The 22,455-nt window shown below is 66.3% G+C and carries 22 protein-coding genes; 11 read left to right on the forward strand and 11 right to left on the reverse strand.

Translation table 11 applies throughout. The annotated features are described in order from the left end of the window. The first annotated feature begins 414 nt into the window (after positions 1–414). The 7 genes from sigE (at position 415) to ACLMAJ_RS01160 (ending at position 6,537) form a co-directional block, all read left to right on the forward strand. Entirely contained in the window at positions 415–1,047 is a 633-nt protein-coding gene (gene sigE / locus ACLMAJ_RS01130; protein WP_412012005.1) for an RNA polymerase sigma factor SigE, read from the forward strand. Between the two features lie 61 nt (positions 1,048–1,108). Further along, on the forward strand, positions 1,109–1,531 hold the full coding sequence (locus tag ACLMAJ_RS01135; protein WP_412011538.1) for a hypothetical protein: 423 nt from the start codon (positions 1,109–1,111) through the stop codon (positions 1,529–1,531). Between the two features lie 10 nt (positions 1,532–1,541). Beyond that, positions 1,542–3,080, forward strand: coding sequence for a S1C family serine protease (locus tag ACLMAJ_RS01140; protein ID WP_412011539.1), 1,539 nt, complete (start codon positions 1,542–1,544; stop codon positions 3,078–3,080). 64 nt (positions 3,081–3,144) lie between these two features. Further along, positions 3,145–3,561, forward strand: a complete 417-nt coding sequence (gene tatB / locus ACLMAJ_RS01145) for a Sec-independent protein translocase protein TatB (RefSeq protein WP_412011540.1) — start codon at positions 3,145–3,147, stop codon at positions 3,559–3,561. Positions 3,562–3,646: 85 nt separating this feature from the next. Next, entirely contained in the window at positions 3,647–4,504 is an 858-nt protein-coding gene (locus ACLMAJ_RS01150; protein WP_412011541.1) for a hypothetical protein, read from the forward strand. Between the two features lie 270 nt (positions 4,505–4,774). After that, positions 4,775–5,308 (forward strand): hypothetical protein, encoded by a 534-nt coding sequence (locus ACLMAJ_RS01155; protein ID WP_412011542.1) that lies wholly within the window; start codon positions 4,775–4,777, stop codon positions 5,306–5,308. A gap of 152 nt (positions 5,309–5,460) precedes the next feature. Further along, positions 5,461–6,537 carry an XdhC family protein gene (locus ACLMAJ_RS01160; protein ID WP_412011543.1) on the forward strand — a complete coding sequence of 359 codons (1,077 nt, stop codon included), beginning with the start codon at positions 5,461–5,463 and terminating at the stop codon, positions 6,535–6,537. Positions 6,538–6,762: 225 nt separating this feature from the next. On the opposite strand, the gene ACLMAJ_RS01165 is transcribed toward ACLMAJ_RS01160, so the two are convergent. From ACLMAJ_RS01165 to dapE, 6 genes are all read right to left on the reverse strand, one after another. After that, positions 6,763–7,701 carry a glucosyl-3-phosphoglycerate synthase gene (locus ACLMAJ_RS01165; protein WP_412011544.1) on the reverse strand — a complete coding sequence of 313 codons (939 nt, stop codon included), beginning with the start codon at positions 7,699–7,701 and terminating at the stop codon, positions 6,763–6,765. After that, positions 7,698–8,579 (reverse strand): dihydropteroate synthase, encoded by an 882-nt coding sequence (gene folP, locus ACLMAJ_RS01170; RefSeq protein WP_412011545.1) that lies wholly within the window; start codon positions 8,577–8,579, stop codon positions 7,698–7,700. The genes ACLMAJ_RS01165 and folP overlap by 4 nt, the downstream gene beginning before the upstream one ends. Before the next feature lie 157 nt (positions 8,580–8,736). Further along, positions 8,737–10,503, reverse strand: coding sequence for a long-chain-acyl-CoA synthetase (locus tag ACLMAJ_RS01175; protein ID WP_412011546.1), 1,767 nt, complete (start codon positions 10,501–10,503; stop codon positions 8,737–8,739). 4 nt (positions 10,504–10,507) lie between these two features. After that, positions 10,508–11,098, reverse strand: coding sequence for an LOG family protein (locus ACLMAJ_RS01180; RefSeq protein ID WP_479725019.1), 591 nt, complete (start codon positions 11,096–11,098; stop codon positions 10,508–10,510). Next, on the reverse strand, positions 11,095–11,898 hold the full coding sequence (locus ACLMAJ_RS01185; protein ID WP_412011548.1) for an LOG family protein: 804 nt from the start codon (positions 11,896–11,898) through the stop codon (positions 11,095–11,097). Before ACLMAJ_RS01185 ends, ACLMAJ_RS01180 begins: the two co-directional genes overlap by 4 nt. A 31-nt stretch (positions 11,899–11,929) precedes the next feature. Beyond that, on the reverse strand, positions 11,930–13,030 hold the full coding sequence (dapE, locus tag ACLMAJ_RS01190) for a succinyl-diaminopimelate desuccinylase (RefSeq protein WP_412011549.1): 1,101 nt from the start codon (positions 13,028–13,030) through the stop codon (positions 11,930–11,932). Between the two features lie 236 nt (positions 13,031–13,266). On the opposite strand from dapE, the gene dapD reads away from it, so the two are divergent. Further along, entirely contained in the window at positions 13,267–14,211 is a 945-nt protein-coding gene (gene dapD, locus ACLMAJ_RS01195; protein WP_412011550.1) for a 2,3,4,5-tetrahydropyridine-2,6-dicarboxylate N-succinyltransferase, read from the forward strand. 50 nt (positions 14,212–14,261) lie between these two features. Here dapD and ACLMAJ_RS01200 read toward each other — a convergent pair whose 3' ends face one another. Further along, the gene (locus ACLMAJ_RS01200; protein WP_412011551.1) at positions 14,262–14,645 is read right to left on the reverse strand and encodes a PPOX class F420-dependent oxidoreductase; all 384 of its coding nucleotides are present in this window, start codon (positions 14,643–14,645) and stop codon (positions 14,262–14,264) included. 60 nt (positions 14,646–14,705) lie between these two features. Beyond that, a complete protein-coding gene (locus ACLMAJ_RS01205; protein WP_412011552.1) occupies positions 14,706–16,133 on the reverse strand; it encodes an acyl-CoA synthetase in 1,428 nt (475 codons plus the stop codon). Positions 16,134–16,280: 147 nt separating this feature from the next. Here ACLMAJ_RS01205 and ACLMAJ_RS01210 point away from each other — a divergent pair, with 147 nt between their 5' ends. Beyond that, positions 16,281–17,135 (forward strand): oxygenase MpaB family protein, encoded by an 855-nt coding sequence (locus ACLMAJ_RS01210; protein ID WP_412011553.1) that lies wholly within the window; start codon positions 16,281–16,283, stop codon positions 17,133–17,135. Between the two features lie 3 nt (positions 17,136–17,138). Here ACLMAJ_RS01210 and ACLMAJ_RS01215 read toward each other — a convergent pair whose 3' ends face one another. After that, on the reverse strand, positions 17,139–17,771 hold the full coding sequence (locus ACLMAJ_RS01215) for a TetR/AcrR family transcriptional regulator (RefSeq protein WP_412011554.1): 633 nt from the start codon (positions 17,769–17,771) through the stop codon (positions 17,139–17,141). 180 nt (positions 17,772–17,951) lie between these two features. Between ACLMAJ_RS01215 and ACLMAJ_RS01220 the strand changes: the two genes are divergently transcribed. Both ACLMAJ_RS01220 and ACLMAJ_RS01225 read left to right on the forward strand, forming a co-directional pair. Next, positions 17,952–18,833: an oxygenase MpaB family protein gene (locus ACLMAJ_RS01220; RefSeq protein WP_412011555.1), complete on the forward strand. Its 882-nt coding sequence runs from the start codon at positions 17,952–17,954 to the stop codon at positions 18,831–18,833. 111 nt (positions 18,834–18,944) lie between these two features. Then, a complete protein-coding gene (locus ACLMAJ_RS01225) occupies positions 18,945–19,814 on the forward strand; it encodes an oxygenase MpaB family protein (protein ID WP_412011556.1) in 870 nt (289 codons plus the stop codon). Positions 19,815–19,835: 21 nt separating this feature from the next. Here the strand turns inward: ACLMAJ_RS01225 and ACLMAJ_RS01230 are convergent, their stop codons facing one another. Both ACLMAJ_RS01230 and pruA read right to left on the reverse strand, forming a co-directional pair. Continuing rightward, positions 19,836–20,738, reverse strand: a complete 903-nt coding sequence (locus ACLMAJ_RS01230) for a proline dehydrogenase family protein (protein ID WP_412012006.1) — start codon at positions 20,736–20,738, stop codon at positions 19,836–19,838. 52 nt (positions 20,739–20,790) lie between these two features. Then, on the reverse strand, positions 20,791–22,428 hold the full coding sequence (pruA, locus tag ACLMAJ_RS01235; protein ID WP_412011557.1) for an L-glutamate gamma-semialdehyde dehydrogenase: 1,638 nt from the start codon (positions 22,426–22,428) through the stop codon (positions 20,791–20,793). Positions 22,429–22,455 lie beyond the last annotated feature (27 nt).

A 22,455-nucleotide genomic window follows, 5' to 3' on the forward strand; every position in this document is an offset into this window, starting at 1 on the left:
TGCAGGCTATCCCGCGAATCCGCGTGTCCGCGTTTCCAGCACACAAGTGCGTGCGTCGAATCTTGCGCCACTTGGTACCGCGTAATAGCGCGGCTTCGGGTTTATCTGCGTCACACCGAGCAACAACCGCGATGCGCGACGCGATAACCGAGATAACAGTGTCGCGTCCGCAGATTCTCAGGTGTCCCTCAGGGTCTCCATATCCGTGGCATATCGGAACAAAGAAGAGTGAGCCCTACGCAAGACCAGCTGACCGCACCAGGTGCGGGACGCGGGAACAATGACATACAGGTTGTCTGTTGTAACCGTAAGCAACGATCGCAGATCCGGATCAGCGCCCAGTCCCAGAGCTCGCGGTCCCTAGTAGGAGGTAGCCCCATCCACACGGTCGATGCGGCGCGCGGATACGCCACCCTGCCAGAGCAAGCACTGCCGATCGAGCTCGAATCGGCAGAAGAGTCTATCGACGAGCTGAGCGGTACTGCCGCTTTCGACGCCACCGGTGACCGGGCGGTGATGCCGTCATGGGACGAACTGGTCCGCGAACACGCCGATCGGGTGTATCGGCTGGCCTACCGCCTCTCCGGCGACGCCCAAGACGCCGACGATCTCACCCAGGAGACCTTCATCCGGGTGTTCCGTTCGTTGTCGAACTATCAGGCGGGCACCTTCGAAGGCTGGTTGCATCGCATCACCACGAACTTGTTCCTGGACATGGTGCGCAGGCGCAACCGGATCCGCATGGAGGCACTGCCCGAGGACTACGACCGGGTACCCGCCGACGGCCCGAGCCCGGAGCAGGCATATCACGACGCCAGGCTCGACCCGGACCTGCAGACCGCGCTCGACTCGCTCGCGCCCGAGTTCCGCGCCGCGGTCGTGCTGTGTGACATCGAAGGTCTGTCGTACGAGGAGATCGGCGCCACTCTCGGCGTCAAGCTCGGCACCGTGCGCAGCCGAATCCACCGTGGCCGTCAGGCACTGCGTGAATACCTTGCGCATAATGGATCTGAGGAGCGGTTCGCCGCTGACGCGAACGTAGGGTGATATGTCGGGTGCCGACGTCACCCACTAATTGGATGATGTCGGTTGGAAGGGTGAGCACCGAATGAGTGGCGACTCCAGCACGTCAGGTCGTCCGTCGCAGGAAGGGCCTGGGCGCGCCAATGCCAGGCCCCAGCGTTTTCGTCCCACCGAGCATCTGGCGAGTGAGGCGATCGCGGCCTATGTCGACGGCGAGTTGCGAATGAACGCCTACCTGCGGGCAGCTCAGCATCTCGCGCTCTGCCCGGAATGCGCAGCAGAGGTGGATGCGCAGCAGCAGGCCAGGATCGCGTTGCGCAAGGCCGGTCAGGTGTCGATTCCCACCGGCCTGCACGACAGCCTGACCCGCATTCCGCTTGCCGAACTGCCGGGTGGCATGAGCAGCGGATCGACGTCCGCTGACGGGACTGCGCGCAACGAGGCAGTTTTCGGCTTTCTGACGGATTCGTTCACCGCGACCCGGTGGACAACGTGGTGGCGCAAGTAGAGTCTGGCGAGTGACCACCGAATCGACGAACTCCGGATCGGCCGACACCCCGGATTCGGCGGCCGCCCGGGGGAACCTGAGGCCGTCGGACGCGCCTGTGCTCGGGCCGCGCCCTGTCTATCGACCACATGTCGACACCCATACCGCGCACGCCTTCCGCCGCCCTTCGGGTCTGACGGGCTCGTTCGCCGAGTACTCCGCACCACAGTCCGGTTCGGCCGCATCGCATCTCGGCCCCGACATGCACAACCGCCCGCCGGACGCCGTGCTGGCCGAGGCATTCGGGCGCCCCGAAGGTTCCACCGAGATCCTGCAGCGTGACCCCGACGAGGTGGCCGACACCGCCCCCGCCGCGGGCCCAGCCGACCCGTGGCGCGATCCGGCGACCGGGGCCCGACTCGGTGCGCCCGCCCTGCCGACGCCGCAAGCCGCGTCGCTGCCGCAGGCAAGGAAGCTCACGGCCCGCGAGGTGCTGTTCGGCTCCAGCGTCACACCGAAGGCGCTCGCGCTCCTTGCCGTGGTCGCCTTGGCGATCGGCGTGCTCGGCGGACTGACGGGAAGGCTGACCGCAGAGGCCGCCGCGCCGCTGACCTCACGCAAGGTCGCACTGGAACAGGCCGGAGACACCGAACGACCGCACGGCCAAATCGCCGAGGTCGCCAATGCGGTGCTGCCGTCGGTGGTGTCGATCCGCGTCACCGTCGGCGACAACGGCGCGACCGGCTCCGGTGTGGTGATCGACGGCGCGGGCTATATCGCGACGAACAACCACGTGATTTCGATGGCGGCACAGGACAAGTCCAATCGGGCGGCCATCCAGGTGACTTTTTCCGACGGCACCAGGGTGCCCGCGCACATCGTCGGGCGCGACCCCAAGACCGATCTCGCCGTGCTCAAGGTAGATGTGAAGAATCTCACGGTGGCGCAATTGGGCAAGTCCAAGGACGTGCAGGTCGGTGACGACGTGCTGGCGATCGGTTCGCCGCTCGGCCTGAGCAAGACCGTCACCTACGGCATCGTCAGCGCGCTGCACCGTCCTGTCGCGCTGTCCGGTGAGGGCAGCGACACCAAAGCCGTGATCGATGCGGTGCAGACCGACGCGTCGATCAACCCCGGCAACTCCGGTGGCGCGCTCGTCGACCTACAGGGCCGTGTCATCGGCATCAACACCGCGATCCGCAGCGAGACAGGTGGTTCGGTCGGTCTCGGCTTCGCCATTCCGGTCGACATGGTGACCGAGGTCGCCCAGACCCTCATCCGTGACGGCGAGAAGCACCATCCGATGATCGGGCTCAGCGCGCGCAGCAAACAGGTGGCGAACGAGGTGATGAGCGGCGCCGCCGTCGCCGACATCGCACCGAACGGTCCGGCCGCGAAGGCGGGCATCGTCGAAGGCGATGTGATCGTGAAGATCGGCGACCGTGAGGTGACCGGTCCGGATGAGCTGATCGTCGCTGTGCAGTCGAGCAAGATCGGCCAGACGGTGAACGTGCAGTTGATCCGCGACGGCAGGCAGGTCGATGTGCCCGTCACGCTGGAATCCGACTGAGCCGCGTCGGCCACAGGCGCGTACCTCCGCCTCCGCTCCCGCCGTGCGCGGGTAACCTGAGTCTGTGTTCAGCAACATCGGCTGGAGCGAGATGGTCATCCTGCTCGTCGCCGCCCTCGTGATCCTCGGCCCGGAGCGACTGCCCGGCGCGGTTCGCTGGACCACGCGCAGCCTGCGCCAGGCGCGCGACTATGCCAGTGGCGCCACCCAGCAGTTGCAGCAGGAGCTCGGACCCGAATTCGAGGAGCTGCGCAAGCCGCTCGCCGACCTGAACGAATTGCGTCAGATGTCACCGCGTTCGATGGTGACCAAACACCTTCTCAATGGCGACGATTCGATCTTCCGCAATTTGGAGGACGCGGTACCGGACAAGAAGGATTTGTTGGGCACCGCGAGCGGAATGCCGGGCTACTCGATGCCCGAGCTGGATAAGCCGTTGGACCGCAACGAACGTCCGCCGATCGACACCGACGCGACCTGAAAAGGGGCGCAGAGCTATTGAAACGTCCGAGGTTCTGTCAAGCGGGCTAGACACCTGGTCCTGTCGGGCTGTCTAGACTTCGCACATGTCGGCCGATGACGTGGCGCGCGTTTTCGCAATCGAGGACAAGGTCGAGCGATTGAAGGCGGCCACCGATGGTGTGGCGGCGGCGCAGCAGACCATCAACGAGCTCACCAGGATTCGGCGCGCGGTAATCAGGGAGCTACACGCCGAGGGCTGGACTTTCGCCAGAATCGGTGCGGCTGCTGGACTTTCCCGCGCCAGGATTCATCAGGTCAGCACCCAGGGGCCGGCGCCGGAGGGATTGTTCTTCGGGCACGGCTCGATGACCGTGCTCGCCCCCGAGGTGCGCAGCGGTCGGGTGCTCGGCGCTCCCGATCCGGCCGCGGCACAGCGGCTTGTCGAGTTGCTACGCGAACTGGGTTTCACCGCCGCGGTCGAGCATTTTCTGCCGGGCAGGCCGGTCGATCTGAACCGGGACGGGCTGATCGTGCTCGGCGGTCCCGAACTGTCCCCCAGTGTGCGCCAACTGATCACGGCCGATCCGCGCCTGCGCCGCGCGGTCGCGAGAGCGGGTGACGCCAGACGCGGCATCGAAGACCGCGCCGCTCGGCGGGTGTACCGCCCCGGCGGCCCCGAGCCGCACGACATCGCCTACCTGGCCCGCCTGCCACGCCCCGACGGCCGCGGGACCGTCCTGATCATCGACGGCCTGCATCCGCCCGGTTCGCTCGGCGCCATCCGCCTGCTCGCCACCCGGCTGGCCACCGTGCACGAGCGTGCGGCCGCCCACCTGTTCTCGGTGCTCGTCGCGGTCCGCTACGACCGCTCCAGCGGTGAGCCTCAAGAAGCCGAATTACTCACCCCGGTCTACCGGCACGACCACGAACCCAGATCGCCGCTACCCGGCATCAGACGCTGAGCTATCTCCGCGCATCGATCAGCCGAAGCCGCTTCGGCGAACATTACGATTCGATACACGGTGCCGAACAGGATCTTCCGGCCCCGACCCTGTCGCACGGTCGCTACCTGCGCGGATTCCCGTTTACCGTCCGCTATCGCCGGAAGCGCCGGGAAACCATGTGGCGCACGTCACTTGCGCGTTCCGTTCCGCGAATTGTTACGCCGATGATTCAATAGCTGGAAGATAACTATTCGGCGGTAGGTGGACCTGGTGAATGTTCGACGTTCAATGACAGCTCAGACCGCATCCCCGGCCCGAGCGGCCGCGACAGATCTCGTGGCGACTCGCGCGACCACTCGGCCGATGGTCACCACCCATCGCGTGACCTACAGCGACCAATTGAAGGTGTTCATCGGACCCGACGAGACGGTCGCCAATTTCCTTCGCCCGCTGTGCAGGCTGGACGGATACCACCGCTACTCGGTGAACATGACCCGGCTGCCATCGCCGATCCCCGCCACGGAAATCACCGCGACCATCAGCTCGACGCACGGCGACAGCGCTGTGCAGTGCACCGGATCCGCCGATGCGCTTGTCATCGAGATCTGGACGGCCGTAGATGGCATACCGCAACATTTCATCGTCGGCCTGCCCGGCATCCGAACCGGCGAGCCGACCGTATGCATCCCCGACGGAGCCGATTTCCTGCGCGTGCACGCGGACGAGGTCTTCACCGCCGAGGACGCGGCGGAGGTCTTCGCGACGTACTTCCGGACCGGCGACATCCCGCCTGGCTTCCAACTGCGCGAAACCCCCGCCTGACGCGCCCACCCGACAGCTCCCGCTCACCGAGCTGTCCATGCTGCCGGACAGGGCCCTCGACAAGCCCCGCGAGCACGCGGCGGCAGTGCGCAAATCCTGACAGCGGGCTCGTCGGCAGGTATGAATTGCCGTTTCGTAGCTACCCTTGAACTGTGCGCACAATGCTCGAACAGCTGATCACGCTGATCCGACGCGGGCCGGTGGCATTGGCGCGGATCGTGGATGCGACGGGAGCGGGACCACGCGAGCCGGGGGCCGCCATGGTGGTGAACGCGGCAGGTGAGGTCTTCGGGTCCCTCTCCGGAGGCTGCATCGAATCCGCTGTGGCCGAGTCGGCTCGGCAGGTGCTCGCCACCGGACACGCGGTGAGCGATCGGTTCGGCTACGCGGACGGCGACGGTATCGAGGTGGGGTTGACCTGTGGCGGCGAGATCGAGGTCTTCGTAGAACGAGTCGACGCCGAACACCTGGCGGCGCTCGAGGCATTGCGACAGCAGATCGACACCGGCAGGCCGGTAGCACTTGCGACCACGCTGGACTCCGTCGCGGAATGGAAACTCTTCCGCCCCGGCGATTCCGAGCCATGGCGCGGCGTGGACAAGGACGCGCATGCCCTGCTCGCCGCCGGACGCAGCGGTGTGGTCGGCGCCGAGGAGTTCGAGGTGCGGCTGGCGCCACGACCGCGAGTCTTCGTGCAGACCTTCGGCATTCCGGCCCGCATGATCCTGGCGGGCGCCAACGATTTCGTCCGCGCCCTCGCCAGGACAGGTCGCCAACTCGGCTACCGGGTCACCGTGGTCGACGCCCGCGAAACCTTCGCGACTACAGCACGATTCCCCGCCGCACACGAGGTAATCGTCGACTGGCCACACCGATATCTGGAGGCGGAGCGCGTGGCAGGCCGCATCGATCAACGCACCGTGTTCTGTGTACTCACCCACGACACCAAGTTCGATGTGCCCGCCATCGCAACCGCGCTGACCATGAAAGAAATCGCCTTCATCGGCGCACTGGGTTCGCGCCGCACCCACACCGAACGCACCGCCCGCCTACGCGCCGCCGGAGTAACCGACACTCAATTGTCGCGACTGAAAAGCCCGATCGGCCTGGATCTCAACGCCCACACCCCCGACGAAACAGCAATCTCCATCGCCGCCCAAATCCTCGCCGAGCGCGGCCATTCCACGGCCCGCCCCCTCGACCACCTCGCTGGCCCCATCCACCACTGACCACCACAGTGCGCGGTGGCGACCGGCAGTTCGGGACCGGATGTCGCTGGTGGACGCCATTTTTGTGGCCGCCCGAACTCAGAAGGCATCCAACTGCCTGTCGTCTCGATGTCCGACAGGTGATTTCGCTGAAGCACCGCCGAATAAAGCGACGAGACAGCCAACTCGACAGATAACCCTGGGACTTCTCAACCCGGCCGTTGCACCACACTCACATCGCGGCGGTCACGCGGCCGCGCGGGCCGGGCGCAGCGTATTCATCGGCGGGCGATCGGCCAGCGACACCTCGGTGCTCTGCGCGCTGAAGGCATCACCGACCAGCGGGAACTGCGTGAGCGCTGCCCCGGAGTCCTGTATGCCGCTGCGACCGAGCACGGTGCCGAGTATCTGGCGGCTCATCACGCCGAGATCGGCCAGCGGGCGGTTGCGGTGCGTGCGCACGCCGAGATTCACCTGCCCGATGGCGGACAGGCCGAGCTGGTCATAGGTGTCGAGCAGTAGCCCGATCTCGACGCCGTAGCCGGGTGCGAACGGCACCGATGTCAACAGTTCCCTGGTGCCCGCGTACTCGCCGCCGAGCGGTTGCAGCACGTCCGACAGCTCCGGACGCAGCGCGGCGAGCAACGGACGCGCCACGAGTTCGGTCACCCGGCCGCCACCGTGCGCTTCCACCGCCGCACCCTGGCGCAGCGGCCTGCGGTAGTAAGCCTTCACCAAATGCATGTCCGCGACCGTCAGCAGCGGGCCGAGCAGCTTGGGCACGAAGGCCGGATCCGGATCGATCAGGTCGGAGTCGACGAAGGCGATCAGATCACCGCTTGTCACGGCAAGCGAGCGCCACAGCACCTCGCCCTTACCCGGCAGCGGATCGAGCTCGGGAACCGCCTCCTCGCGGCTGATCACGTCGGCGCCGGCGGCGCGAGCGCGCTCGGCGGTGGCGTCCGTCGAGCCGGAGTCGAGCACAACCAGTTCGTCGACCAGCGTGCCGAGCAGCGGCCGAATACTGGCCACCACATCGGCGACGGTGCGTTCTTCGTTCAGCGCGGGCAGCACCACGGAAACGGTGCGCCCTTCCTTGGCGGCGACGAGTTCGTCGACCGTCCAATCGGGGGTGTCCCAGGTATTGGTCGTCGCCCATGCGGGCTCGCGGTGTTGGATTTTCATACCAGACCTCGCAAGGTTCGTGCGGGGGGCCGGATGCCCTGAATCGCGGCGATCATGTCCACGACGCGCCGGGTATCGGCGACCTCGTGTACTCGGAAGACTCGGGCGCCGGCCGCTGCCGACCATGCCGTTGCTGCCAATGTGCCCTCCAACCGTTCGGATAGACCGACACCAAGAGTCTCCCCGATAAAATCCTTGTTGCTCAGCGCCATCAAGACTGGCCATCCGGTATTTACAAGAACGTCTATTCCCCGCAACAACTCGAGCCCGTGGTAGGTGTTTTTGCCGAAATCATGGGTCGGATCGATCAGGATCGAATCCTTGCGCACGCCCGCCGCGGCCGCATTTTCCGCGGCCCTGACCACCGTATCGGTCACTTCGGCCACCACATCGGCGTAACGCACCCGATGCGGCCGGGTCCTCGGGACGGCGCCACCGGTGTGGCTGCACACGATTCCGACACCCGATTCCGCTGCCATCCGCACCAGATCCGGGTCGGCGCCCGCCCAGGTGTCGTTGATCAGGTCAGCGCCCTCCTCGACCGCGGCCCCGGCAACCTCGGCGCGCCAGGTGTCGATGCTGATCAATAGCTCCGGATACTTGGCCCGGATCGCCGCGACGAACGGGATCACCCTGCGAGCTTCCTCGGCCGCGTCGACCAGCGCCCCAGGGCCCGCTTTGACCCCGCCGATGTCGACGAGATCGGCGCCTTCGTCGACCGCTCGCGCGACAGCGTCCATGGCTGCCGCGTCGGTGAATGTCGCGCCCTTGTCGTAGAAGGAGTCGGGAGTGCGATTGACGATCGCCATCACCAACGCGCGATCCGTCGCCACCGGCTTGCCGCACAAGGTCGGCAGCGGCGCTACGGGGCTGAACATGCCCCGACTGTAGCCAATCCGTCTATCCGTGTACTCAGGCCATAGACGTTAGCTGCCACAGAGCTTGCGCTCAGGTCTTGCGTCGAATGCGGGTCGACTTTTGGGCAAGCCCCACACAGTTACGAATGCGCGAACGAAACCACTTGTCGGGTCGGGCTCACTTCGGTGCGCGCGACCCCGCGACGTCGGCGGCGTAGTCGTCGTAGGCGGGCACGTAACCCTGCGAGCGACCGGCCAGGACGTAGAGGGTGCTGACGTCGTCCGGCTGGTAGCCCAGTTTGCGCAGCTCCACCTTGCGGCTCTTGAACGTGGAGGTCTGCTCGAGCTCCGGCACAACGCGGATGAACAGCGGCACGGCATACCCTGGCAGTCGCGCATAGACCTGCTCGGCGAGCGCGTGCCCGTCGAACTCGGCGCCGGGGTACAGCGTGACCGCACCCATTCCCGCTTTGCCGTCGGTTCCCGGAATGTCGACGCCGTAGACGACGGCCTGCGAGATCGCGTCCGCGGCGTCGAGGGCGCCCTCGACCTCGGTGGTCGCGACATTCTCGCCCTTCCAGCGGAACGTGTCGCCGAGCCGGTCCACGAACGCGATGTGGCGCAGGCCCTGATCGCGGACCAGATCGCCGGTGTCGAACCAGGCGTCGCCGTCGTGGAAACCGTCGCGAACCAGTTTGGCCTCGGAAGCGGCCTTGTCGGTGTAACCATCGGCGGGCGAGCGGCTGGTGACCTTGGCGAGTAGCAGCCCGACCCCGCCGGAGGGCACACGCCGCAGCCGTCCGTCGCTGCCGCGCGCGGCTTTTCCGGTGGCGTCGTCGTATTCGACGATCGCGTACGGCAGCGCCCCGATGCCCGCGGTCCGGTCGACGCCGAACATGTTGACGAAGGCGATGTTCACCTCGCTCGCGCCGTAGAACTCGACAATCCTGCCGATACCGAAACGGCTCTTGAACTCGTCCCACAGCTCCGGCCGCAGGCCGTTGCCGACGACGAGCCGAACCTTGTGTTTCCGCTCGACCGGCTTCGCGGGTTGATTGAGCAGATACCGGCACAGCTCACCGATGTAGATGAAGGCGGTGGCCTTCTCCTGAATGATCTCGTCCCAGAATCCGGACGCGGAGAACTTCCTGCCGAGCGCGAACGTGCCACCCGCGGACAGCACCGACGACAGCGCGACTGTCAGCGCGTTGTTGTGGTAGAGCGGCAGGCAGCAGTACATGGTGTCGGTGCCGCGCACCCGAATTCCGAGCCCGCCGAGCCCGGCCATGCTCTTGGTCCAGCGAAGGTGCGTCATCACGCTGGCCTTCGGCAACCCGGTGGTGCCGGAGGTGAAGATCAGGAAAGCCCGTTCCTTCGCGGTGATCTGCGCGCAGATCGGCGGATCGGTGGCGTCGGCCGACTCGGCGGCGGCGTGCAGCTCCTGCGCGTCGAGCACGTCGGTCAGCGGCTCGGGCAACGAGTCCAACGCCTCTTTGCATTCCGCGCCGACAACATTCAGCACACTGTTGAGCAGACCGAAGCTGTGGGCGAGCACGGTGTCGCGCTGATTGTGATTGAGCAGTCCGACGGTCGCGCCCAGTTTCACCGCGGCCAGCACCACGAACAGTGTTTCCGGACGGTTCGTCATCAGCACACCGAGCACCTCGCCGCGCCGAATACCCCGCTCGCTCAGTACCTTCGCGTACCGGTTCACCTGAGCGTTGGCATCGCCGTAGCTGAAAGTCCTGCCCTCGAACCGCAGGAAAGGGCGGTCCGGATGGCGGTGAGCGTTGCGCTGGAAATACAGACCGACCGAGGACTTGCTGTCCGGGCGGACCAGCATGCCCATGGCGCCCCGAAACATGGTCGGCGCGTCGACTGCAATGCTCGGCAGTCGTTTTGCCACATCGAACAGGCTGACGGCCGGGTGGGCGTCGGTGCTCATGGCGCTATACCTCCTCGTCGAGGATGGAGCTTTCATCTGGTGCCGCCGGGGGTTTCAGCGCCGCGAACGCCGACTCGAGATCGGTGGCCACGGTGATCCGGTCCCTGGCGAACTGGGACACGAACTTTCGGTCGTAGAGCTCGTCGAGCCAGCGGAACAGGCCTTCGTAGAAGCCGTCCTGGTCGAGGACAACGACTGGTTTGTCGTGCTGACCGAGATAGCCGCCGGTCCAGGACTCGAAGAATTCTTCGAGAGTGCCGATTCCGCCCGGCAGCGTGAGGAACGCGTCGGCGCGGTCCTCCATGACCTGCTTGCGCTGGCGCATGGTGTCGGTGACGACGAGTTCATCGGCCGCGACATCGGCGACTTCCTTGTGCACCAGGTGTTTCGGGATCACCCCGATCGTATTGGCGCCACCGGCCCGCGCCGCGGTAGCGACCGCGCCCATCATCGAAACATGTCCGCCGCCGGAAACCAATTGCCAACCGCGCCTGGCGATCTCGGTGCCCACCCGGGCAGCGAGTGCGATGTGGGCCTGATCGGCGGTGCTGGCCGAGCAGTAGACACAGACGGAGTAGACCCTCGGCGCGCTCACCACTGATCCTCCGTGCCGACCGCGTCCACGTTCCCACCATTCGCGGCCTCGCCGAGCACGATTCGGCAGACCTCCTCGACACTGTCGGTGACATGCAGCAGACCGAGGTCACCCGGCGCGATCTTGCCCGAACTGCCCAGCGAGTCGCGCAGCCAATCCACCAGCCCCGCCCAATATTTGGTGCCGAACAGGATGATCGGGAAACGGGTGATCTTGCGGGTCTGCACCAGGGTCAGCGCCTCGAACAGTTCATCGAGAGTGCCGAAACCACCTGGCAGACAGATGAATGCCTGCGAGTACTTCACGAACATGGTCTTGCGGGCGAAGAAGTAGCGGAAGTTGATACCGAGATCGACCCACTCGTTGAGGCTCTGCTCGAAGGGCAACTCGATGCCCAGCCCGATCGAATAGCCGCCCGCCTCCGACGCGCCGCGGTTGGCCGCCTCCATCGCGCCGGGCCCGCCGCCGGTGATCACCGCGAAACCGGCCTGCGCGAGCGCGGCGCCGATGGCGCGTGCCGCCTCGTACTCCGGGTGCTCTGGTTGGGTGCGCGCGGAACCGAATACGGTCACCGCGCGCGGAACTTCGGCTAGCGCACCGAAACCCTCGATGAACTCGGCTTGGATGCGCAGCACCCGCCACGGGTCGGTATGTACCCAGTCGCTCGGTCCGTGCTGATCCAGCAGATTCTGGTCAGCGGTGCCGCGCGGCTTCAGATCGCGGCGGAACATGATCGGTCCGCGGAACTTGGGTGTCGACTTCGGCGTGCTCGCGACCTCGTTATCGGCGTCGGTGGACATGACGACCACGCTACCGGTGCGAGCCGATGGATCAGACGGAGCCGGTGAGATAGCTGCGCAGCATCGCGGTGACCGCGGTGATCTGGGCGACCGGGACGTGTTCTTCACGCTTGTGGGCGAGGTTCGGGTCGCCGGGGCCGAAGTTCACCGCGGGGATGCCTCGGGCGGCGAAGCGCGAGACGTCGGTCCAGCCGTACTTGGCGCGTACGCCGCCGCCGCCATGGGTATTCACCGAGGCGATGAGGTCTTCGGCCGCCGGGGCGGTGAGGCCGGGCAGTGCACCGGCCGCCGAGTCGGTCACCTCGAAAGACACGTCGAGGCCCGCGAAGACCTCGCGGACGTGGTCGATGGCCTGCTCGACCGAACGGTCGGGGGCGAAGCGAAAGTTCACGTCGACCTCGGCGGCGTCGGGAACGACATTGCCTGCGACGCCACCGCTGACGCGGACCGCGGACAGACCCTCCCGGTAGACGCAACCGTCGATGTCGACCGCGCGGGCCGGGTAATCGGCGAGCCGCTGCAAGACCGGAGCCAAACGGTGAATGGCGTTGTCGCCGAGCCATGCTCGCGCCGAATGCGCCCGCACGCCCGCCATACCGAGCCGAACCCGCAGCGTGCCTTGGCAACCCGCCTCGATCCAGCCGCCCGAAGGTTCGCCGAGGATCGCCATATCGCCCTCGAGCCACTGGGGCAGCTCGCGTTCGATACGGCCGAGCCCGTTGAACTCGGCGGCGATCTCCTCGCAGTCGTAGAAGATCAGCGTCAGATCGTGCACCGGGTCGGCGACGGTCGCGGCCAGGTGCAGAAACACCGCATCGCCCGACTTCATGTCCACAGTGCCGCAGCCGTAGAGCACCTGCTCCCCCGCCTCGTTCACCTCGAACCGGCTCGGCACGTTGTCCGCGATGGGCACGGTATCCAGGTGCCCGGCCAGGATGACCCTGGTCGGCAAGCCGCGATCGGTGCGCGCGAGCACCACGTTGCCGTGCCGCAGAACCTCGAACCCCGTCGTCTGCTCCCGCAGCGCCCGCTCGACGATATCGGCGAGCCGCGCCTCGTCGCGGGACACACTCTCGATGTCGACGAGGGCGGCGGTGAGCTGGATCGGGTCGGCACGCAGGTCGAGGGTCACTAGTTCAGCCTAGGACGGGGTGAATCGCGGTCGACACCGAGGACAGGCGCCCGCTGGTCGACGGTGGCGGGCGCGACGCGGGTCGATCGCCGCGCGCCCGAGGTCCCGCAATCTCCGACGGTCACCGCGATGGGGCCGCGAAGGTCACCGCTGTCGGCCCGATGGTCGCTGACGTGGGTCCGAGGTCACAGACGTGGGTCCCTGCCGTGGGGTTGCGGTCGGTATTCTCTCTTCACGTGAGCACTCAGGGAGCAACAGCAGTCGGTATCGCCAATGTGACCGCGGACGGAACCGTCCTGGACACCTGGTACCCGAACCCGCGTCTCGGCGAGTTCACCGAGACCGGCACCAAGCGGCTCGACGAGGCTCCCGCCGAGCTCGCCGCGCTCGTCGGCGTCGACGATGCCCGCGGCGTCGAGGCGATCGCGGTGCAGACCACCATCGCGGACCTCACCGCGGCCCCGGTCGACGCGCACGACGTCTACCTGCGCCTGCACCTGCTCTCGCACCGCCTGGTTCGCCCGCACGGGCTGAACCTCGACGGGCAGTTCGGACTGCTCAGCAATGTGGTGTGGACCAACCACGGACCGGCGGCGGTGGAGGGCTTCGAGCTCACCCGCGCCAAGCTGCGCGCCCGCGGCCAGGTCACGGTGTACAGCGTGGACAAGTTCCCGAGGATGGTGGATTACGTGCTGCCCTCCGGCGTCCGCATCGGCGACGCCGACCGGGTCCGCCTCGGCGCGCATCTCGCCTCCGGCACCACCGTCATGCACGAGGGCTTCGTCAACTTCAACGCGGGCACCCTCGGCGCATCAATGGTCGAGGGTCGTATCTCCGCGGGCGTTGTCGTCGGCGACGGCTCCGACGTCGGCGGCGGCGCCTCCATCATGGGCACCCTCTCCGGCGGCGGCACCACCGTCATCTCCGTCGGCGAGCGCTCACTGCTCGGCGCCAACGCTGGCCTCGGCATCCCGTTCGGCGACGACTGCGTACTGGAAGCGGGCCTCTACCTCACCGCGGGCACCAAGGTCACCACCCCCGACGGCGCCATCGTGAAGGCCTCCGAGTTCGCCGGTCAGAACAACCTGCTCTTCCGCCGCAACTCCGTCACCGGTGCGGTGGAAGTGGTGCCGCGCAAGGGAACCGGCATCGAGCTCAACTCCGCACTGCACGCCAACTGAGCCGATAGCCGCACACGTTCGCCTTCGCGAAGGTGTGCGGCCACCGCGCCTCAGCTCGCCGGCTGCTCGATACCGAAGGCGATGACGCGGGTCGGGTGAATGCGAATCAATTCACCGACCTCACCGTTGACATAGGACTCGATGTCGGTCAAAGCCTCTGCGGTACCTCGTATTTCGAGGCAACGCACCCGCCACGGCTGGATCGACGCGACATCGTCGACCACGAACGCCACCCGATCGTTGTCGGCGAGGTTGCGAAACTTCCTCGAGGCGCCCATATTCCAGCCACCGATGTCGATCGTGCCGAGTTCCGCGTTGTAGCGGAACCCGACAGGACTGTTCTGTGGCGAACCGTCGGGACGCACGGTCGCCAAACGGCCCAGCTGTTGGGTGTGCAGGTATTCGAGTTGTTCGGGCGTCAATGTCGCGGTCATGCCGTGACAGTAAGACCTCGACCTGAGTAGAGGTCAAGTCCATCCTTCGACCGACCTCGCTCAGCCGAGCAGCTTCTTCTGCACTTTGCCCATCGCATTGCGTGGGAGCGCACTTACCACTCGCACCTCACGCGGCCGCTTGTGCACCGACAGTTGCTCGGCCACGTGCTCTATGAGCGCCTTCTCGATGGAATCCGTCGCCGCGCTACCCAGGACGACGTAGGCGACGATGCGCTGGCCGAGGTCGGCATCGGGAAGTCCGACGACCGCGACCTCGGCGACGTCGGGGTGCCCGAGCAATGCGGTTTCCACTTCGCCCGCACCGATGCGGTAGCCGCCGGACTTGATGAGGTCCACCGATTCCCGGCCGACGATCCGATGGAAGCCATCGGCAGCTATGGCCGCCACGTCGCCGGTCTTGAACCAGCCGTCCTCGGTCCAACATTCGGCCGTCGCCTCGGGGCGGTCGAGGTAGCCGTCGAACACCATCGGTCCATGCACCTGGAGACCGCCGATGCTTTCGCCGTCGTGCGCGACGGCCGCGCCCGCTTCGTCGCGGATGCGGGTCCGCACGCCCGCGACCGGAACGCCGACCCAACCCGGCCGCCGCTCGCCATCGGCGCGGGTGGACAGCGTGATCATGGTTTCACTCATGCCGTAACGCTCGACCGGCGCGTGACCGGTGAGTTCGCGCAGTCGCTCGAATACCGGAACCGGCAGCGGCGCGCTGCCGGAAACGAGCAGCCGTGCGCTCGCCAATTGCTTTGCCGCGTCGGGATCTTCGGCAATGCGCGACCACACCGTCGGTACGCCGAAGTACAGCGTGCCGCGCGCTTCCGCATAGGCCTGCGGGGTCGGCTTGCCGGTGTGGATAACCGGGCTGCCTACCCGCAACGGGCCGAGCATGCCGAGAATCAGGCCGTGCACGTGGAACAGCGGAAGTCCATGCACCAGAACATCATCGGCGGTCCAAGACCAGGCATCGGCGACCGCGTCGAGGCCCGCGGCGATGGCGCCACGACTGAGTACGACGCCCTTGGGCGGACCGGTGGTCCCGGAGGTATAGAGCACGAATGCCGTTGCGGCGGGCTCGGGTTCGGAATAGGTGTGCCAGGAGCGGGCATGCACGCGGACCGGCACCACAGGAAGATGCGTCTGTGCCGGCGCCTCCCCCAACCACGCCTGCGCCCCCGAGTCGCCGAGGATGTGCTCGAGCTCGGCGGTGCCCGAGTCCGGTGGTACCGGAACGACGGTGACCCCCGCGATGAGGCAGCCGATCACCGCGAGGACGGTGGTGACGGTCGGCCTGGCCAGCACCGCGACCCGCTCGGCACGAGCGACACGTTCGGCCACCGAGGTCGCCGCACCGAGCAGATCGCTGCGCGAGAGCGTGACCCCGTCGATGGTGACCGCATCCGGGATGTCCTCTCCCGCGGCGACGGCGAGCGGGTTCAGGGAGCGAAGCAGCAGGGGCGCACCGAACGACATTCGCTCACGCTACTTCGGTAGCAGGCGAGCTTGACACACTCCCCCGCCGATCACAGCTCGATGAACCCGCGCGATGCGGTTGACAGCCCCATGAGGCAGTGAGACCGTTTATACATAACCTTCTCAACAATGAGAACGAGGTCGATGATGACCAGCCCGCTCCGCGCACCTACCCACGCGCCGACACCCCCCGGCGAATTCGATATCCGGCAGTACCTCGACGGGTCCGCCGCGTTCTTCGCCGCCGCCGCGAACGTCATCATGCAGCTCAGCACCCGGCCGGTCGGATACGGCGTGTTCGAGAGCACCGTCGACAGCGGCAAGGTCATGCTGCACCCGATCAAACGAACAAGGACCACCTTGACCTACCTCGCCGTCGCCATGCTCGGTAGCGAGGACGAGCGCGCGGCCTATCGCGACGCGATCAATCACTCGCACCAGCCGGTTCGATCGACCCCGAGCAGCCCGGTGAAGTACAACGCCTTCGACCCGAAGTTGCAGCTGTGGGTCGCGGCCTGCCTGTACTGGGGCGCCCGCGACCTCTACGAGCGCATGCACGGCCCGATGGACGATATCGCCGCCGACGGGTTCTACCGGCACGCCGAACGACTCGGCAGCACCTTGCAGATGCGTTCGGACATGTGGCCCGCCGACCGGGCGGCGTTCGACGCCTACTGGGCCGAGAACCTGTCGAAGACGGTCATCGACCCGCCGATCCGCGAATACTTCTGGGAGATAGTCGATCTGAAGATGTTCCCGCGTCCGGTTCAGCTGGCCTTCGCCCGCCCGCACCGCTGGGTGACCGCCGGGCTGCTGCCCCCGCACCTGCGCGCTGAAATGGGCATGACATGGACCGCGCGTGACGACCGTGCGCTGGCCGGGCTGCTGCGCGCCGTCGGCGCTGTAGAGAGTCGAATGCCGAAGCAGGTCAAGACCTTTCCTGTCAACGCCTTCCTGTGGGACATGCGCGTTCGACGACGGCTCGGCCTGCGCCTTGTCTGAGATCTAGCTGACGCGGAACGAAACGACGACGTGGTCGCGAGCGAACTTGCGCGCCGCCACATCGTCGCCGAGCGGAATCACCGTCTGCGGTGTGAGCGCCAGCGAAACCGCTGTCCGGGCAACCATTTCGGCGAGCGGCTCCGGATCGTAATCGGGCAGCTTGCCTTCGCCCTGGAGCCGGGTGATGAATTCGGCGAGATAGTCGCGGCCGAGCTCGATCACCGGAGCACCCTTGACCGTGAGGTACGGCAGCACGATCTCCGGCTCGGTCTCGAGCAACCGGTCCAGTAATTTGTTGCCGCGCAACCCATTCAAGAATGCGACGAACAGTTCGACGATCTGATCCTCGGCGCTGGCGTCGTGATCGACCTGCCGCTGCAATGTGGCGTCCGCCTCGTCGATGAACTGGCGCGCCTGGCGTAGCGCAACCGCTTGGATGAGATCGGTCTTGCTGGCGAATCGCCGGTAGAGGGTCGCGAGCGAGAGTCCGCAGCGCCGAGCCACCTCGACCATGCTGGTGCGTTTGATGCCGAAATCCAGGAAGGCCAGCAGCGCGGCGTCCAGCACCCGCGCCTGATTGCGGTCCTCGGGGCCGGCACTACGCACCAGCGCCAGCAGTCTGGTCAGCCTCGCCATGCCCCCACCCTAATTGGCCGGTCGGACGAATCCGTCCACCGACCGCGCACGGCCGCAGCGAAGGCGGAGGTACGCCGATACGCGTCGGTGAAACGATGACACCAACAGCATTGCATGCCATCATCGTCGGTGGGGTACGTACATGCGAAAGCCCACGGACAATGAAAGACGAGGTCAACGATGACCGCCCCGCAGCACAAGCCCGACCGCCCGTCGGATCCGGACGGCGCCACATCGTCGGTTCCGCCGATCACGCCGGACACCGTCGGCGAGTACCTCGACGGTATCGCCGCGTTCCTCGGCGGCACCGCCAACGTGATCATGCAGCTGAGCCTGCGCCCCGTCGGGCGCGGTGTGCTGGAGAGCACTGTCGACAGCGGCAAGATCACGCTGCACCCGATCAAACGGCTGCGCACCACGCTGAGCTATCTCGCGGTCGCGCTGATGGGCACCGACGAGGAGCGCATGCGCTACCGGGAGGCCGTCAACGAGTCGCATCGACCAGTCCGATCGACCTCCGCGAGCCCCGTCGAATACAACGCCTTCGACCCGGAGTTGCAGCTGTGGGTGGCCGCCTGCCTGTACTGGGGCATCAACGATCTCAACGAGCGCATGCGCGGACCGATGGACTCCGACACCGCGGACGCTCTCTATCAGTTCAGCTCACGCCTCGGCACCACCTTGCAGATGCGACAGGAGATGTGGCCCGCCGATCGTGCGGCGTTCCAGAAGTATTGGGACGAGAACCTGGCCGAGCGTGAGATCGAGCCCGCGTTGCGCGACTACTTCAACGACCTGATCGATCTGAAGATGTTGTCGCGCCCGAGCCAACTCGTCTTCGCCGGTCTACAGCGGTTCGTCGTCACGGGGCTGCTACCGCAGCACCTACGCGACGAGATGCACCTGACGTGGTCGGATCGCGATCAGCGGCGGTTCGACCGACTGCTGCGTGGGATCTCCGCGGTGCAGACCCGGCTGCCGAGGAAGGCGCGACTGTTCCCGCTGAATGTCTACCTCTACGACCTGCGCAGGCGCATGCGCCGAGGCAAATCGCTGGTCTAGATGAACTGGCAGCCGATTGACACACCATAGAGTCAATGAGAAGGTTAGAACCTAAAGCTCTCACCAGCTAATTACCGCGCCGCAGCTGGATCCGGAAAGACGAGGCCAACGATGACCGCGCCCCTTCGCGCAACGACGCCCGAACCGGTACCGACCTGCCGCTACGGCACGGCCGATGACTTCGCCATCGACGAGTTCTGGAGCGGTGTCGCCGCCTTCCTCGGCGGGACCGCCAATGTCATCATGCAGCTGAGCCTGAAACCCGTCGCCTACGGCGTCATGGACAGCACCGTCGAGACGGGCCGGGTGGATCTACACCCGTGGAAGCGGCTGCGCACCACGCTCACCTACCTCGCGGTCGCGATGATGGGCACCGAGGAGGACCGCGCGGTCTACCGGGAGGCCGTCAACCAGTCGCACCGCCCGATTCACTCCGAGCCGGGCGCGGCGGTCCGATACAACGCCTTCGACCCGAAGTTGCAGCTGTGGGTGGCCGCCTGCCTGTACTGGGGCGTCATCGATCTGGAGGAACGACTGCACGGCACGCTGGACGAGGACACCGCAGAGGTGTTCTACCAGTACGCCGCTCGGTTCGGAACCACGTTGCAGATGCCGAGGCAGCTGTGGCCCGCCGATCGAAAAGCGTTCGAGGAGTACTGGAACACCAACCTGGCGACCAAGACCATCGACGCGCGCACCCGCGCCTATTTCGACCACCTCATCGATCTGAAGATGGTCGCGCCGCCGCTGCGAGCCTTCGCCCCGGTGCAGCGATTCGTGGTCACCGCCCTGCTTCCACCGCATCTGCGCGACGAGATGCACATGACATGGACCGCCCGCCGCGACCGGTTCGCGGTCAGGCTGCTGCGTACCATCGGTGCCGTCCAGGGTCGGCTTCCCAAGCAGGCCAGGCTCTTTCCGATGAACGCCTTTCTGTACGACATGCGCAGACGCCACCGTCTCGGCAAGCCGCTGCTCTGACCTCACGACCCGTTGACGGCGTCAGGAATCGCCGACCAGGGCGCGTAGGAAGAACACCAGGTTGGCCGGACGCTCGGCCAGACGCCGGGTGAGATAGCCGTACCACTGGTTGCCGTAGGGCACATATACCCGCACCTGATTGCCCTCGGCGGCTAATCGCAGCTGCTCGGCATCACGGATTCCGTACAGCATCTGATGCTCGAATCGCTCCGTGCCCCTGCCGGTTTCGGTGGCCAGCCGCGCTGCGTCGGCAATGAGCACCGGATCGTGTGAGGCCACCATCGGATAGCCGTCCCCGCGCATCAGGACATCGAGGCACCGAAGGTAGGAGTCGGTCACCTCGGACGCGCCCTGGAAGGCGACGGCGTGCGGTTCACGATAAGCGCCCTTGCACAGCCGGATTCGCGAGTCGGCACCGGACAGCCCCCGGCAGTCCGCCTCGGTGCGGTGCAGATAGGCCTGCAATACCGCACCGAGCCACGGGAATTCGGCACGCACCGCACGCACCGTCGCCAAGGTGGCCTCGGTGGTGCTGTGCTCCTCGGCGTCGACGGTGACCCAAACGCCCGCCTCAGCGGCCTTGGCGCACAGGATGAGCAGATTCTCGGTCGCGGCCGCTGGTCCGTCGCCCGGCAGCGCCTGCCCGAGCGCGGACAGCTTCACCGACACCTCGACCCGTGCGGGCGCGCCGCTCGGTCCGGTGCCCAATGCGGCCAGGTCGTTGATCAGCGAAAGATATTCCGCGAGTGTGGCATCGGCCTGCGCACGGTCTATGGTGTTCTCGCCGAGGAAGTCGACACTGATCATCCGGCCTGTGTCGAGCAGCGAACGCACCACCGGAATGAGCTCGTCGCGGGTCTCGCCGGCCACGAACCGCCGCACGATATTCGCCGTGACGGGGATCCCGGTGAGCATCCGCTTCATCCGCGGCAACCCCGCCGCGGCGAGAATTGCGGGCCGCAGCGGATTGATCACCTCAGGCCTCCCCCATATGCGGATACCGATAGTCCGTCGGCGGTACGAAGGTCTCCTTGATCGTGCGCGGCAACACCCAGCGCAATAGGTTCAGCGGCGACCCTGCCTTGTCGTCGGTACCGGAGGCGCGTGCACCGCCGAAGGGCTGCTGGCCGACCACCGCACCCGTCGGCTTGTCATTGACATAGAAATTTCCCGCCGCGAATCGCAGTGCGGCGGATGCTTGCTCGACGGCGTGACGGTCCTGTGCGAATATCGCGCCGGTCAGTGCGTAGGGCGCCGCCGATTCGACCTCGGCGAGAATGGCTGCGTACGCGCCGGGCTCGGCATCGTCGTAGACGTGTACCGAGAGGACCGGCCCGAAATACTCGGTGGCGAAGGACTCGTCGCGCGGATCGTCGACCAGCAGCACTGTCGGCCGCACGAACCACCCTTCGCTGTCGTCGTATTCACCACCGACCGAGATGGCGATGCCTGCCGCCCTCGCCCGTTCGATGGCGGCCACATTCTTGTCGTAGGCACGGCGATCGATCAGCGCACCACCGAAATTCGACAGATCGGTCACGTCGCCATAGGTCAGTTCTCTGGTCAGATTCAGGAAGTCGTCGCCCATCACACGCCACACCGATCGCGCGATATAGGCACGCGATGCGGCCGAACATTTCTGTCCCTGATACTCATACGCACCGCGAATCAGCGCGGTTCGCAAAGCATCCGGGTCGGCGGAGGTATGCGCGACGATGAAGTCCTTTCCCCCGGTCTCACCGACCAATCGCGGGTATCCTTGGTAGCGGCCGATATTGGCGCCCACCTGACTCCACAGGGACTGGAACGTCTTGGTGGATCCGGTGAAATGGATGCCCGCCAGTCGTGGATCGGCCAGAGCCACCTCCGAGAGTTCGACACCGCTGCCGGTCACCATATTGATCACGCCGGGCGGCAGGCCCGCCTCCTCGAGCAGCCGCATCGTGTAGAACGCCGACAACGTCTGCGCCGACGACGGCTTCCACACCACGGTATTGCCCATCAGGGCGGGCGCGGTCGGCAGATTCCCGGCGATCGCGGTGAAGTTGAACGGGGTGATCGCGTAGACGAAACCTTCCAGCGGCCGATAGTCGAGCCGGTTCCACACCCCGGCGCTCGACTCCGGTTGCTGCTGGAGAATCCCGCGCGCGAACGCCACATTGAACCGCCAGAAATCGACGAGTTCGCACGGCGCATCTATCTCGGCCTGCTGGACCGTCTTCGACTGGCCGAGCATTGTCGCGGCCGCGATCGTTTCCCGCCACGGCCCGGCGAGCAGATCGGCGGCCCGCAGGAAGACAGCGGCCCGCTCGTCGAACGGCAATGTTCGCCAGCCGGGCGCTGCCGCCATCGCCGCATCGATCGCGCCCTGGGCTTCCGAATGGGTGGTATCGGTGTAGGTCCCCAACACCTGCCGATGCCGATGCGGTGCCACGATCGTGCGCCGCACCCCGATCCCGGGACGATGTTTACCCCCGATCACCAGCGGCACTTCCACCGATTCCGCGGAGATCTCGGCGAGCTCGGTAACCAGCAACTCCCGCTCACGACTACCCGGCGCGTAGGAATGCACCGGCTCATTGCCGGGGGTGGGGACAACCGTGACAGCGTCCATAACCAAGGCTATCGCCGTTCGCCGATG

It is taken from the genome of Nocardia arseniciresistens, assembly GCF_046764875.1.
GTDB classification, from domain to species: Bacteria; Actinomycetota; Actinomycetes; order Mycobacteriales; family Mycobacteriaceae; genus Nocardia; species Nocardia arseniciresistens.

Excerpts from the sequence above, each read along its gene's own strand:
- ACLMAJ_RS01220 (WP_412011555.1), top strand. The coding sequence starts at position 17,952 with ATGACCGCCCCGCAGCACAAGCCCGACCGCCCGTCGGATCCGGACGGC.
- pruA (WP_412011557.1), bottom strand. The coding sequence starts at position 22,428 with ATGGACGCTGTCACGGTTGTCCCCACCCCCGGCAATGAGCCGGTGCAT.
- ACLMAJ_RS01150 (WP_412011541.1), top strand. The coding sequence starts at position 3,647 with ATGTCGGCCGATGACGTGGCGCGCGTTTTCGCAATCGAGGACAAGGTC.
- ACLMAJ_RS01165 (WP_412011544.1), bottom strand. The coding sequence starts at position 7,701 with ATGAAAATCCAACACCGCGAGCCCGCATGGGCGACGACCAATACCTGG.
- ACLMAJ_RS01135 (WP_412011538.1), top strand. The coding sequence starts at position 1,109 with ATGAGTGGCGACTCCAGCACGTCAGGTCGTCCGTCGCAGGAAGGGCCT.
- folP (WP_412011545.1), bottom strand. The coding sequence starts at position 8,579 with ATGTTCAGCCCCGTAGCGCCGCTGCCGACCTTGTGCGGCAAGCCGGTG.
- ACLMAJ_RS01230 (WP_412012006.1), bottom strand. The coding sequence starts at position 20,738 with ATGAAGCGGATGCTCACCGGGATCCCCGTCACGGCGAATATCGTGCGG.
- ACLMAJ_RS01155 (WP_412011542.1), top strand. The coding sequence starts at position 4,775 with ATGACAGCTCAGACCGCATCCCCGGCCCGAGCGGCCGCGACAGATCTC.
- ACLMAJ_RS01205 (WP_412011552.1), bottom strand. The coding sequence starts at position 16,133 with ATGTCGTTCGGTGCGCCCCTGCTGCTTCGCTCCCTGAACCCGCTCGCC.
- ACLMAJ_RS01175 (WP_412011546.1), bottom strand. The coding sequence starts at position 10,503 with ATGAGCACCGACGCCCACCCGGCCGTCAGCCTGTTCGATGTGGCAAAA.
- ACLMAJ_RS01225 (WP_412011556.1), top strand. The coding sequence starts at position 18,945 with ATGACCGCGCCCCTTCGCGCAACGACGCCCGAACCGGTACCGACCTGC.
- ACLMAJ_RS01185 (WP_412011548.1), bottom strand. The coding sequence starts at position 11,898 with ATGTCCACCGACGCCGATAACGAGGTCGCGAGCACGCCGAAGTCGACA.
- ACLMAJ_RS01200 (WP_412011551.1), bottom strand. The coding sequence starts at position 14,645 with ATGACCGCGACATTGACGCCCGAACAACTCGAATACCTGCACACCCAA.
- ACLMAJ_RS01210 (WP_412011553.1), top strand. The coding sequence starts at position 16,281 with ATGACCAGCCCGCTCCGCGCACCTACCCACGCGCCGACACCCCCCGGC.
- ACLMAJ_RS01215 (WP_412011554.1), bottom strand. The coding sequence starts at position 17,771 with ATGGCGAGGCTGACCAGACTGCTGGCGCTGGTGCGTAGTGCCGGCCCC.